Source organism: Flavobacterium sp. CSZ (genome assembly GCF_015350725.1).
In the GTDB taxonomy this organism is placed as follows: domain Bacteria; phylum Bacteroidota; class Bacteroidia; order Flavobacteriales; family Flavobacteriaceae; genus Flavobacterium.
Map to the genome: position 1 here is coordinate 39,759 of NZ_JADKPQ010000031.1, position 13,742 is coordinate 53,500.

The following is a 13,742-nucleotide window of genomic DNA, read 5'->3' on the forward strand; positions in this document are numbered from 1 at the left end:
AAAACATAAATAACATTTATGGCTTTAGAATGTGTTGATTTTAAGAAAATTAGTCAGTAGATTCTCTTTGTATTAGGTGCGTTTCTATTACTTCTGTGGTGTAATTTTCGTTTTCTTCATCGTCGTCATCATGATTGGCTTCTAGTCTTTCGATCAGCATTTTAGCTGCTTTATTACCCATTTTTTCACCACTTTGGCTTACAGTTGTAATAGTGGGAGTAGAGTATTTAGAAATAATTCCGTCGGTAAAAGCGATTACGGCAAGATCTTCCGGAACTTTAAGTCCCATTTTGTTCGCTGTTTTAATGATTGTTACGGCAAAAAGCTCGTTTACGGCAAAAACAGCATCAAAAGCCCTGTCGTGTAAAAGCTGGCTGATGGTGATTTCGCAAGTATCGACATCCTCGATTTTTATTATTAAATCTTCATTAAATGGTAATCCGTTGTCCAGAAGTGCTTTTTCGTAACCATCAGTTCTTAATTTTCCAACACTTACATAATCAACAGTAGTTACAAGGGCAATCTTTTTTCGGCCATTATCAATCAGACTCTGAACAGCTTCGTAAGCGGCTGCTTTATCGTCAATAATTACTTTATCGCATAAAATATCATTGGTCACACGGTCGAACATTACAACAGGCATTCCCTGATTGATAACTTCTGTAATGTGGTGAAAGTCACCTTTGTATTGGGTTTCTTTAGAAAGAGACATGATAAAACCATCGATACTTCCGTTGGCCAGCATCTCCATATTTAAGACTTCTTTATCGAAAGAATCATCAGATAAGCATATGACAACACTGTAGCCATTTTCGTTTGCCACTTGTTCAATTCCGTTGATTACTGTAGAGAAAAAGTAATGTACAATTTCCGGAATGATAATACCAATACTTTTGGTTTTTCGGTTTTTTAGACTAAGGGCAATGTTGTTGGGTTTATAGTTGTAAAACTTTGCAAAAGCCTGAACTTTTAGACGTGTTTCTTCTCCTATTTCAAGACTGTTTCTGAGTGATTTTGAGACAGTTGAAATAGAAACGTCGAGCTCCTTTGCAATCTGTTTTAGGGTTATTTTACGTTTCATAGGATTTGTTGAAAAAAATCTAATTATTAATAAAGGTATCTTTTATTTTTTGATTTGACATTTTTTGACTGAAAAGATTACAAAAAATAGAAAGTTTTCAACACTATCACGTTTTCGTAACTCAATAAAAAAGGTCTCTGGTCGAGCACGTTAATAAATTCATAATTTTGAAATTCGAAGTAAAATTAAAAACTTAACTAACAATCAAAAACTCAAACTAATTTAAACAAAAAGTATGAAAACAATTTACAAAAAGTTGTTATTTTTATTCCTACTGTTACCGTTTAGTGTACTAGCTCAAAGTACCTTGACAGGAACAGTTGCCGATCTGGCAACGGGGCAACCAATCCCGGGAGTAAACGTAAATGTACAAGGTGCTCCAGGCGGTGCATCGACAGATTTTGACGGTAAATTTCAGTTATCTAATTTAAAAAATGGAGACAAAATTTTGGTTTCATTTATTGGATATAAAACGTCAACTGTAACTTTTAATGGTCAGCAAACTATATCGATTTCTTTAGAGGAAGATACCAATCAGCTTAAAGAAGTTGTGGTACAAGTAGGTTACGGTACTGTTAAGAAAAAAGACGCGACAGGTGCGGTAACTGTTTTATCAGCCAATCAGCTTAATAAAGGACCGGTTGGTTCTGCAGATCAATTACTTGTAGGTAGAGCTTCTGGTGTTAGAATTACTACAGATGGTGGTATGCCAGATGCAAACCCAAATATTAGAATTAGAGGAGGAAGTTCATTATCTGGTAATAACAATCCTTTGATTATTATAGATGGTGTGCCAATTGATAATACAAATCCGGCAGGAATCTCTAATCCATTAACCTTGATAAATCCTAATGATATTGATTCGTTTACAATATTAAAAGATGCATCTGCTACCGCTATTTATGGTTCAAGAGCTTCTAATGGTGTGATCATTGTTACTACTAAAAAAGGTGTTAGTGGTGCTCCAAAATTTACTTTTTCATCTAATATAACTGTTGGTAAAGTAAATAATCCTGTTGATATGATGACTGGAACTCAATTTACTTCTTTCATGCAAAAGTATCACCCTGATTACACTAATTTATTAGGTGTTCCTGATGGTAGTGGTGCGGTTGATAATCCGGCAACTCCTCAAATAGAAGGAAGAAAATTATACAATACAGACTGGCAGGATTTAATTTACAGAACATCTTTCTCTAGTGACAATAACTTTAGTGCAAGAGCGAATTTATTTGGTAAAATTCCATTTAGAGCTTCTGTTGGTTATGCTAAAAATGAAGGTGTTGTAAGAACAAATGATCTTGAAAGATATACAGGATCTATTAAACTTTCACCAGTTTTATTAGATAATCATTTAAAAATTGATGTTAATGCTAAAGGTATCTCTGTTAAAAAGAATGCTATAGATGCTGATGCTGTTATTGGTAGTGCTTTAGGAATGGATCCTACTAAACCAGCTTATGCTGATCCTAATTCACCAAATAATATTTTTGGAGGATACTATCAGTTGCTTAATACTAATAAATCTATTAATGGAGCGCAAAATCCATTGGCAATCTTGAATCAAAGATCTCGTCCGGAGGAAGTTCAGAAATTATTAGGAAACATTGAATTAGATTATAAAATGCCATTTTTCGAAGCTTTAAGAGCTGTTGTTAATGGTGGTATCGAAGCATCTAAATCAAAAATTAGAGAATCATATTCAGAGAATGCTCTTCAGACTTATCAATTAGACAACTCTGCCGGAACAACTCCTCCAACGTATGTGTTTAATCCAGGTTTAAATTATGCCGAAGATCAAACCGTTACAAATAAAACATTAGATGCTTATTTTGTATACAACAAAAGTTTAACAGGATTTGTAACCAGAGTAGATGCTCAGGCAGGTTATTCTTATCAAAACTTTAAAACTGACGGAACTAAGGAAAATTACAGGTATAGTACTGTAAACGGTTTAAGAGAATTAACTCCAAACCCAGCGAATAATGCTAATAACAGATACTATAACGAGAGAAACTTACAATCGTTTTTTGGAAGAGCAAATTTTGATTTAGTAGACAAATACTTATTTACGTTTACTTTAAGAGCAGATGGATCTTCTTTATTTAAAGAAGATAAAAGATGGGGTTATTTCCCTGCAGCAGGTGTTGCATGGAGAATGAAAGACGAATCATTCTTAAAAGATTCTAAAACCTTTAAAGACTTAAAATTAAGATTAGGTTACGGTATTACAGGACAACAAGATATAACGGGTGTTGCAGGTTCTTATCCTTACAGTGCATTATTTGCGCCAACTGGTACCTCAAGTACTTATATTCCTGGAGTAAATGGTTATTATGCTAAACCTTATAATGAGGATTTAACATGGGAAAAAACAACTACATATAACGTAGGTATTGATTTTGATCTTTTTGAAAAAAGTATTGTTACAGGTAGTATCGATGCGTATCAAAAATATACAAAAGATTTGCTTTCTGTAGTTTCAGCGGCTCCTGGACAAGCTTTAACAAATGAGTTTGTTGCTAATGTTGGAGACATGAAAAATAAAGGTGTTGAAGGAAACTTAAATGTAAAAGTGATCAATAGTGATGATTTCAATTTAGCTGTAAATGGAAACATTGCTTATAACATTGGTAAAATTACAGATTTGAATAACAGAACGACAAACGTAGATAACGCATCGAACATTCCGGTAGGAACAGGACAAAAGATTGCTTACAATACTGTTGGTCAACAACCTTACTCGGCTTGGGTATTTCAACAAGTTTATGATTCAAACAACAAACCGGTAGAAAATGCTTTTGTTGACAAAAACGGAGATGGTGTTATCGATGATGGTGACAGATATTATGTGGCTTTAAGACCAAACTGGACGTATGGTTTAGGATTAACAGCTTCGTACAAACAGTTTGATTTATCAACAACTTTCAATGGTCAAATAGGAGGGAAAGTATACAATGCAAGAAAACTTCAGTCTGGATTTATTGATAAAGCATTGCCTGCAAATTCAACTAGTTTAACGAATGTTTTGAATACTGAATTTGATTTTCAAACTATAAACGGAAACGTTCCATTTTCTGATTATTACTTAGAAGATGCAAGCTTTTTACGTTGTCAGAACATAACTCTTGGATATAATTTTGACAAAGCAATTAAAGGTGCTACTTTAAGATTGTATGCTTCAGCTAATAATGTATTTATTGTAACCAATTATACAGGGGTTGATCCGGAGAATTTCAATGCAATTGATAATAATTTCTATCCAAGATCAAGAACTTTCAGTTTTGGTCTGAATTTAGACTTTTAATAAAAAAATATAAAGATGAATCAATTTAAATTTAAGATTATAGGAGCTGCTTTGGTTCTATTCTTATTCACTGCTTGTGTAGATGACTTAAATACAGAACCAAAAGTAGAATTGACTTTGGATAAGCTTTTAGAGCAGGATCCAAATGCTGTAGACGGTTTAGTTTCTAAAATTTACGGAACTTTTGCTCTTTCAGGTCCTGATGGTCCAAGTTCTACAGATGTTACTACAAAAGATGCTGGAGAAGCTGCTTTTTTAAGAAGTATCATCAACTTACAGGATTTCTCTGCAGATGGTATGAAAAACCGTTGGGGAGATGATGGTTTAGATCAGTTAACTACAACAAGTGGGTGGAATGCAAATAATAAATTCTTTAGATATTTATACGACAGAGCTTATTACACGATATCTCAGTCAAGTAATTTAATTCAGATTTTAAAAACGACGAAAGTAGATGTTCCAAACAGAGAAAATCATATTGCAGAATTGCGTTTTTTAAGAGGATTAGCTTATTACTATCTTATAGATTGTTTTGGTAAAGGAGCTATTACAACCGAAGCTGATATTAATACAACGACTCCAAAAAAAGAATCAACAAGAAAAGAGCTTTTTGCCTTTTTAGAATCTGAATTAAAAGAGGTTGAAGGTACTATTACAGCAACAAAATCTTACGGTAAAGCAGATAAAAATGTAGTAAGAATGCTTTTGGCAAAATTATACCTAAATGCAGAAGTGTATACAGGAACTCAAAGATATGATGATGCTTTATTATACTCTAAAAAAGTAATCGATGAAGGTGGTTATACTCTTGCGCCAAATTTTGGAAGTGTGTTTTCAGGAGATAATAATACTTCGCCGGAAATTATCTATTTTTTAATTGCAGATGCTGTAGTGAGTCAGGGTTATGGTAATACAACTTATATCATTAACGGAAACCTTAGTACAGAAACAATGAATCCTAATAATTATGGTGCTATTGATGCTTGGACTGGTCACAGAGCTACTAAAGCATGGTACGGATTATTTAATAACGGAAACTTAGTTGATTCTCCAGATGACAGAGCAAAATTATTCTTTACTACAGGACATTCTTATGAGATGAATGATTATAAAAAATGGACTGACGGATATCCTAGTGTAAAATTCACAAACAAAAACTTTGTAGGACCTACAAATGCAACAAGTTTTGCAAACACAGATTTTCCTTTATTTAGATTGTCTGATGCTTACTTAATGTATGCTGAATGTGTTTTAAGAGGAGCAAGTGGAGGTTCTGCTGGATTAGCTTTAGAATATGTAAATAAAGTAAGAACAAGATCGCATGCGGGAGAAATAAATGCGGGAGAATTAAATCTTGATTTTATTTTGAAAGAAAGAGGTAGAGAATTAAATCTTGAAGGACACAGAAGACAGGATTTAATTCGATTTGGAAAATTTACTGGAGGATCTTACCTATGGCCTTGGAAAGGTGGAGTAAAAGATGGAGTTGCAATTCCTGAAACTTACAACTTGTACCCAATCCCTACAACTGCGTTACAGGCAAATCCACAGTTAACACAAAATCCAGGTTATTCATCTTAATACGAGAAATATGAAAAATATATTAAAACTAAGTGCATTTGCACTGTTATTTATATCAGCTACAGCTTGTGATTCAGATGATGATCTAACTGTAGTTACGCCAACAAAAGCGGCTGTATTAGCAGTTCCTGCTGAAGGATCAGTTTATGTTCTTGATAAAGCAGAACCTAACAAAGTAGCTGCAACTTTTACATGGGATGCTGCACAATATGCAGGTGAGTCGACACCGGTAACTTATCAGGTTGAAATGGCAAAATCAGGAACAGACTTCAAAGATGTGGTTGTCGTTTCTGTAACTACAACAAATAAAGTAGTCGTAACAAGCGGAGAACTTAATGCAGCAGCGGTAAATGCCGGATTAACGGCTTTTCAATCTCAAGATGCAGACATTCGTGTTAAGTCGTATGTTGGTGCGCGAGGCATTGCTCAGTACTCAAATGTTATTAAATTAGCTATTACGTCATATTCTGCATGGGACAACTGGGGACTTATTGGTTCTGCAACTCCTAATGGATGGGATGATCCGGATACTAATTTAGAGTATGATTTAGCAACTAAAACATATTCGTACACTGGACCGTTGAAAGTTGGAGATTACAAATTTAGACTTGACGATAAATGGGACACTAACTATGGTGATAATGGTAATGATTTAACATTAGAAGCCGGAGGTGCTAACATTCCAGTTACTGTTGCAGGAAACTATACAATCATTGTTGATTTTGTTGCAAAAAAATACACCATTACAAAAAACTAACGTTTTGTTATAATTAAAAGAAAGGCTGTCTCTATGATAGCCTTTTTTTATAAACTAACTAACCAACCACATTATGAAAAAAACTTTACTATCAATATTTTTATTGATGGCAGTAGTTGCTTTTGCACAAAAACAAATGGCAACTTACTCCATTAGCCCTTCAACTTTTGAAGATACGACACCAATTACCATTACTATTAATGGTACAAGTATTGATGAAAGTACCTGGGGAGTTATTGGGAATGCATTATATCTTTGGTCGTGGTCTTATGATGTAAATGATACCACTCAAATGGATTCTCCTTCTAACGGACCCTGGACTGCATCAAATGAAGCAAGTAAGTTTACTTATAATTCCGCAACCGATACTTATACAAAAACATTTACACCATCGGTATATTTTAATAGAAACGGAATTGGGAAAATAGGTTTTCTTGTTAAAGCTAAAGACGGAACAGGTACTAAACAATCACAGGATATTTTAATCGAAGTTGGTTCTTTTCAGGTTTCATTGACTTCTCCGGTAGAAAATAGTGCTTCAATTATAGCATCGGGATATAATTTTAATATTGCTGCGACAAATACAAATGGTGTGGCAAGTTATTCCTTAAAAGCTAACGGAACCGTTATTAATACAAATACAAGTACCGTGAGCTATTCTTATTCTCATATTGGTGTTACAAATAATCAGAGTTACGAGCTGACTGTTACTCAGGCAGGAACTACAATTGTAAAGAAATTTTCGGTAATAGCAAACCCAAATACGGTTTCGCAGGCAATGCCAACAGGTTTAGTAGATGGAATTAATTATAATGCGGCCGATGCTACAAGAGCGACTTTGGTTCTGGATGCACCTTTAAAAGATTTTGTTTACGTTGCCGGAAGTTTTAATAATTGGCAGCCTTCATCGGCGTATGCCATGAAAAAAGATCCTGTTTCCGGAAAATTTTGGTTAGAATTAAACGGATTAGTTTCCGGTGTAAATAATACGTATCAATATTGGGTGGTAAAAACTAATCCAATTGCAAACTCGCCTTCCTTGGTAAAAACGGCTGATCCGTATTCAACTTTGGTATTATCTCCTTACGATGACCCTTCTATTCCTGAAGCTTCTTATCCAAATATGCCAGTTTATCCAACAGGACAAAATTTTGAAGTTACAGTTCTTAAAACGGGACAAACGCCATATAACTGGCAAATAACTAATTTCACAAAACCTGAAAAGGAAAAATTGGTAATTTACGAGGTTTTAGTTCGTGATTTTGATTCGGGTAAAAGTTATCAAAGTTTAATAGATAAGATAGAATATTTTAAATTATTAAAAATAAATGCTATCGAATTAATGCCGGTAATGGAATTTGAAGGCAATGAGAGCTGGGGTTACAATACGTCATTCCACATGGCATTGGATAAATTTTATGGAACATCAGATAAATTAAAAGAACTGATTGATGTTTGTCATCAAAACGGAATTGCGGTTATTCTGGATGTTGCATTGAATCATGCTTTTGGCAGAAATCCGATGGTGAGAATGTGGATGAACGATCCTGATGGTGATGGATTTGGAGCGCCAACAGCTGAAAATCCTTATTTTAATACAGTAGCCAAACATACTTTTAGTGTTGGAGAAGATTTTAATCATCAATCGGTAAAAACACAATATTATGTAGAACGTGTAATTAAACAATGGATTCAGGAATATAAAATTGATGGTTTCCGTTGGGATTTAACGAAAGGTTTTACACAAGCTTGTACTGCCGCAGATGAAGCCTGTACCAATGCTTATCAGCAGGATAGGGTAGATATATTAAAGAAATATGCTGATTATTCATGGAGTTTAGACCCGACACATTACACCATTTTTGAACATTTGGGAACCGAAACCGAAGAAAAACAATGGGCAGATTATAAAATTTCTGAAACGCCAAGTAAAGGAATTATGATGTGGGGAAAAATGACAAAAGAGTATAATCAATTGTCTATGGGATATGCGACTGAAAGTAATATCTCGAAAATGTCAAGTGCAAATCGTGGGTTTGTCGCAAATCGTTTAATAGGTTATGCAGAAAGTCATGACGAAGAACGTTTGATGTATAAAAATCTACAATATGGTGCTTCAGGCGGGACTTATAATGTGAAAACTTTAGATACCGCTTTATCCAGAATGTCGGCAATTGGAGCTGTTTCATTGTTGGTTCCGGGGCCAAAAATGATTTGGCATTTTGGGGAATTAGGTTGGGAAAATTCAATTTTTACCTGCAATAATAATTCTGTAAATACAGATTCAGATGCCATTTCAGGAGATTGTAAATTAGATACTAAACCACAGCCTCAATGGGTAAACAATTGGTTAGGAAATTCAAATCGTAATAAAATTTATAACGATTGGGCTAAAATGATCACGCTTAAAAAAACAGAACCTGTATTTTTAGGAACTTCTACAATTCCAAATTCTAATTCGTTAACATTAAATATTAAAATAACCAATGCCAGTTTGGCTTCGGCACAATTAAAAGATGTTTTAATTCTGGCCAATTTTGATGTTACAGCACAAAATGTTTCAACAGGTTTTCCGTATGCAGGAACGTGGTATAATTTAATGGATAATACGACTATAAATGTTGCGGATATAAATGCACCAATAAATTTACCTGCTGGAGAATATAGAATTTATGGCAACAAAACAGCGAATTTAGCCATTGAAGATTTTGAAAAAGGAAATGCGGTGAATTTATTCCCAAATCCGGTTTCAGACTATTTTACTTTAAATACTGCTGTTACAAAAGTTCAGGTTTATTCAATTTCCGGACAATTGGTTAAAAGTTTCGCTTCAAATAGAAACGTTGATTTTCAATTTGGCGTAAGCGAATTACAAACGGGTTTATATATTGTAAAAGCCTTGGATGAAAGCGGTAAAACGCAAGTAATGAAGTTTGTTAAAAAATAAAGGTTTAAAATATATCTCTAACAGATTAAAATTTTTGGTTTGGTTAGTAATGAAAAAGGGCTGCTCTATATTAATAGACAGCCCTTTTCTCATGTAATTTTGTATTACTTCTCTTTGTTGTATTCTCCAATTACGGCAAAATAGCCAAAAGTTCCCAATCCTAAAACAATGAGAGGAGTAAGAATAAAAAGGATGATGATTCCAAATACTAAATCATCTTGTTGGTCAGACAAGAGTTTGGGTAAGCCAAATTCGAATATGCAAAAATATGCCGCTGCAACTGCAAGGATAATCCACAAAACACCTAAAATTTGTTTGATAGTATTCATAGTTATAATATTAAAGGTGATTGGTTTTATTTTTATTATCGATGTAAATCATTCCAATTACAAAACAGACTGAAGCTATAATAATAGGATACCAAAGTCCGTCGAGATAAAAGTCCGGTTTTCCGGCTCCTTTAGCATGAGTTACAAAATATGTCGAAATAGCAGGAAGCAGACCTCCAAAAATACCATTACCAACATGATAAGGCAAAGACATTGACGTGTATCTGATTTTTGTTGGAAACATTTCGACTAAAAATGCCGCAATAGGTCCGTATACCATCGTAACAAATAAGACCTGAATGAAAACTAAGAAAATTAAAGTCCACTCATCGCTTGAATTGATCGTAATCGAAGTAGTAATATGAGCTTCTTTTTTGCCTGAAAAATGCGTCTTTTTCTCTAAGAAAGAAGTTCCATCACTATATTCTTTGTGTGTAGTATAAATAGAATCGTTGTCTTTATTAACCTCGATTGTTTCTTTTGTGGCCTGAGTAAGTTCTGTTTTGTAGTTTACATCTGTAGTATTGTACATCATTTTGTAAATAGGCCTGTAGAACAAAATCGCAAGAAGCATTCCGCCCATCATAATATATTTTCGTCCTATTTTGTCGCTCAGCCATCCAAAGAAAATAAAAAATGGAGTACCTAATAATAATGCAATTCCTAATAGTCCATCAACTTGCGACGAATCGATATTCATTACGGTTTTCATAAAACTCATAGCGTAAAACTGACCGGTGTACCAAACAACACCTTGTCCCATTGTGGCCCCAAATAATGCGAGTAACACGAATTTCAGGTTGTATCGGTTTCCGAAACTTTCTTTTAGAGGATTTGTACTGGTTGTACCTTCTTTTTTAGCTTTGGCAAAAACAGGAGATTCATCCATGTTTTTACGAATTAAATAAGAAACACCCACCATAACAATCGAAACCCAGAACGGAACCCGCCATCCCCAGGAATCAAAATCTTCAGACGAAAGTACATTTTTGGTCGCCAGAATAACCATTAACGAAATAAATAAACCAACTGTAGCTGTAGTTTGAATCCAGGAAGTCCAATATCCTTTTTGTCCCACAGGAGCATGTTCGGCAACATAAGTCGCTGCGCCTCCATATTCTCCACCAAGCGCTAATCCTTGTAATAAACGCAGAATCAATACTAATAATGGAGCCATAAAACCAATCGTTTCATAACTCGGGATACAGCCTATTAAAAAAGTAGAACCCCCCATTAATAATAAGGTAGCCATAAAAGTATATTTTCGGCCAATAATATCTCCGAGTCTTCCAAAAAATAAAGCGCCAAAAGGTCTTACGACAAATCCGGCAGCAAAAGTGGCCAAAGTCGATAAGAAGGCAGCGGTTGGATTATCACTCGGAAAGAATTTAGTTGAAATTACAACGGCCAAACTCCCAAAAATATAGAAATCATACCATTCAATCATAGTACCCATTGATGAGGCCGAAATTACTTTCCAGATGCCTTTTGTAGAAGTTTTGCTCATAAACTAATTTATATACTTGATGACAATTAAGAGTATTAAATATTTTTTCACGAATATAAAAGATAATTTTTTATTTATTTGATACTTTTTTAACAAATGATGTTTATTTGTTGATTTAACATTTATTCGGTAAGTCAAAGCTTTGTAAATCGAAATAAATTATAGTTTGCAGCAATGGTCAAAGCCTTTAAAATAAAGGACTGTTGCTTTGTTACGAAAGAAAACACTAGTTTTGCAGCTCAAATTTTAGAACAGAAAATGGTTGTCATATTGATGCAATATTGACATTAAAAGGGAATTTGGTGAAAATCCAAAACTGTCCCGCAGCTGTAAGCTCATTAACTGAAACCCTTTAATACGTCACTTTTCATTTTGAAAGGGAAGGCTGGGTGTAGGGAGCAAGTCAGAAGACCTGCCATTTTTATAGTAATAAATAGCTTTCGGGGATTGAAGCTTGAATTAAGAACAATACTTTTCACTTTGTGTGATCATGTATTGTTTCGTTATTCTATTCTCGTAAGCCAAAAATAGAGTTTATGAGTTTTTTTTTCTGCAAATATGATATCGTCAAAACAATTTTCTTCGAGATGTTTTTCTATGCGATTCATTGTTTTTCTTCATTAAAAAAATCATTAAAACGTATCGTTGTACAAGATGTTTGCTTTTGCAAAAGTGCTTATACCGCTTTTGTCCAGGTAAATTGTATTTCGATTTAAAGATTTAAGTAATATAATTTTTTAAATATTTAATAATGAAAAACCAATTTTTTTCCAAACCATTAATTGCAATCGTCTCTTTGATGCTGCTGACAATTTCGTGTAATAATGATGATGATTTTACAGCTCCACCTGTAATAAAAGGCGAACAGCAGTTAAAAGATACTTTGACCATTGGAAAAACGCTGCAATTAAGCTCAAAATTAGCCGATAGAAAGAATGTTTCTTTTGAATGGGCCGTAGACGGAAAAGTAGTAGGATCTGATTCTACTTATATCTTTAAACCGGAAGCAAGAGGCGATTTTAAAATTACAATGACAGCCAAAAATGATGGCGGAAACGTTTCTCTAACTTATAATATTCATGCATGGGGAGCATATGAAAACGGTTTCTTTATGATCAACGAAGGATGGTTTGGTCACGGAACAGGAACGGTAGGGTTTTACAGATATGATACAAAAGCCGTGGAAGACAGTGTTTTTGTAAAAGTAAATCCGGATAAGGATCTAAAACCGGCAACGTCTACATTAGAATTTGGAACGATCATCAATAAAAAACTATTTTTAGTTTCTAAAGTTGGCGGACCAGTTGTAGTTGCTGATGCTTATTCTCTTAAAGAAGAAAAAAGAATCGTGGCTAAAGGCGGAAACGACTGGCGTGCAGTAGTAGGTATTGATGAAAATCAAGCTCTTTTGACTTCGAGTAAAGGGATATTTAAGCTTAATCTTAATACTATGGAGGTAAATGGGCAAATCGATGGTATTACCGGTCAGGTAGGAGATATCGTTAAGTCTAACGGTTATATTTTTGCATTGTCTGCTTCAAAAGGAGTGATTGTTATTAATGCTTCGACATTGGCTATCGAAAAAACTATTCCGGGTATGGTTTTAGGATTTGCAGTTACCGATGATAAAAAAGTATGGGCAGCAGGAGGTAAAAAACTTATAAGTATAGATTCGAATACGCTTGAAGTAAAAGAAATCGCATTAGGTTTTCAGGCTTACGGAAGCTGGGGAGCATGGCATCCGGGATCTATTACAGCGGCTAAAAATGATATTTTTATTGCTAAAAACGGAAGTTTTAGCGGTGGTAAAGAAGTTTATAAATACACAGGAACTCCGGAGTCCTTGGCGGAACCTTTTATTAGTTTAACAAATTCAAATATCTTATATGGTGCAGGAATTGGTTATGATCGAAAGAAAAACACTTTGGTACTGAATACATTAAATGAAGGTTTTGGGGTTAATTTCTCTATTAATAATCTTTATTTATTCAACGCCGATTCAGGAGTTAAAATAGCATCGGTAAATTATTCAGGATATTATTTCCCTGCGGTTTCGGTGTTTCATCAATAGTTTTTTTTCGGAACCAGATTTAAGCGAAAAAAAAATTAACCGCAAAGATCGCAAAGTAAAAAACACAAAGTTCGCAAAGCTTTTTATCGTAAAGCTTTGCGAACTTTGCGTTTTCTCAGCATAACGTCAGGTGAAAATCTTAGCGCACTTTGGGTAAAAACT

Annotated in this window: 8 protein-coding genes and 1 riboswitch; of the genes, 5 read left to right on the top strand and 3 right to left on the bottom strand. The window is 34.3% G+C overall.

Annotation, left to right across the window (positions count from 1 at the left end):
- Positions 1 to 49 precede the first annotated feature (49 nt).
- Entirely contained in the window at positions 50 to 1,081 is a 1,032-nt protein-coding gene (locus IRZ78_RS24610) for a LacI family DNA-binding transcriptional regulator (protein WP_194619966.1), read from the bottom strand.
- Between the two features lie 235 nt (positions 1,082 to 1,316).
- Between IRZ78_RS24610 and IRZ78_RS24615 the strand changes: the two genes are divergently transcribed.
- From IRZ78_RS24615 to IRZ78_RS24630, 4 genes are all read left to right on the top strand, one after another.
- Positions 1,317 to 4,388, top strand: coding sequence for a SusC/RagA family TonB-linked outer membrane protein (locus IRZ78_RS24615; RefSeq protein ID WP_194619968.1), 3,072 nt, complete (start codon positions 1,317 to 1,319; stop codon positions 4,386 to 4,388).
- Between the two features lie 15 nt (positions 4,389 to 4,403).
- Entirely contained in the window at positions 4,404 to 5,969 is a 1,566-nt protein-coding gene (locus IRZ78_RS24620) for a RagB/SusD family nutrient uptake outer membrane protein (RefSeq protein WP_194619971.1), read from the top strand.
- A gap of 10 nt (positions 5,970 to 5,979) precedes the next feature.
- Entirely contained in the window at positions 5,980 to 6,726 is a 747-nt protein-coding gene (locus tag IRZ78_RS24625; protein WP_194619973.1) for a SusE domain-containing protein, read from the top strand.
- Positions 6,727 to 6,799: 73 nt separating this feature from the next.
- On the top strand, positions 6,800 to 9,673 hold the full coding sequence (locus IRZ78_RS24630) for an alpha-amylase family glycosyl hydrolase (RefSeq protein ID WP_194619975.1): 2,874 nt from the start codon (positions 6,800 to 6,802) through the stop codon (positions 9,671 to 9,673).
- Between the two features lie 104 nt (positions 9,674 to 9,777).
- On the opposite strand, the gene IRZ78_RS24635 is transcribed toward IRZ78_RS24630, so the two are convergent.
- Positions 9,778 to 10,002 carry a DUF6814 family protein gene (locus IRZ78_RS24635; RefSeq protein WP_194619977.1) on the bottom strand — a complete coding sequence of 75 codons (225 nt, stop codon included), beginning with the start codon at positions 10,000 to 10,002 and terminating at the stop codon, positions 9,778 to 9,780.
- A 10-nt stretch (positions 10,003 to 10,012) separates the two neighbouring features.
- Positions 10,013 to 11,509, bottom strand: a complete 1,497-nt coding sequence (locus IRZ78_RS24640; RefSeq protein ID WP_194619979.1) for an MFS transporter — start codon at positions 11,507 to 11,509, stop codon at positions 10,013 to 10,015.
- A 242-nt stretch (positions 11,510 to 11,751) separates the two neighbouring features.
- Positions 11,752 to 11,944: riboswitch (cobalamin riboswitch) on the top strand.
- A 316-nt stretch (positions 11,945 to 12,260) separates the two neighbouring features.
- On the opposite strand from IRZ78_RS24640, the gene IRZ78_RS24645 reads away from it, so the two are divergent.
- Positions 12,261 to 13,580 (top strand): DUF5074 domain-containing protein, encoded by a 1,320-nt coding sequence (locus IRZ78_RS24645; protein ID WP_194619980.1) that lies wholly within the window; start codon positions 12,261 to 12,263, stop codon positions 13,578 to 13,580.
- Positions 13,581 to 13,742 lie beyond the last annotated feature (162 nt).

Coding starts and splice junctions, on each gene's coding strand:
- IRZ78_RS24625 (WP_194619973.1), top strand. CDS start 5,980: ATGAAAAATATATTAAAACTAAGTGCATTTGCACTGTTATTTATATCA.
- IRZ78_RS24645 (WP_194619980.1), top strand. CDS start 12,261: ATGAAAAACCAATTTTTTTCCAAACCATTAATTGCAATCGTCTCTTTG.
- IRZ78_RS24635 (WP_194619977.1), bottom strand. CDS start 10,002: ATGAATACTATCAAACAAATTTTAGGTGTTTTGTGGATTATCCTTGCA.
- IRZ78_RS24610 (WP_194619966.1), bottom strand. CDS start 1,081: ATGAAACGTAAAATAACCCTAAAACAGATTGCAAAGGAGCTCGACGTT.
- IRZ78_RS24620 (WP_194619971.1), top strand. CDS start 4,404: ATGAATCAATTTAAATTTAAGATTATAGGAGCTGCTTTGGTTCTATTC.
- IRZ78_RS24640 (WP_194619979.1), bottom strand. CDS start 11,509: ATGAGCAAAACTTCTACAAAAGGCATCTGGAAAGTAATTTCGGCCTCA.
- IRZ78_RS24630 (WP_194619975.1), top strand. CDS start 6,800: ATGAAAAAAACTTTACTATCAATATTTTTATTGATGGCAGTAGTTGCT.
- IRZ78_RS24615 (WP_194619968.1), top strand. CDS start 1,317: ATGAAAACAATTTACAAAAAGTTGTTATTTTTATTCCTACTGTTACCG.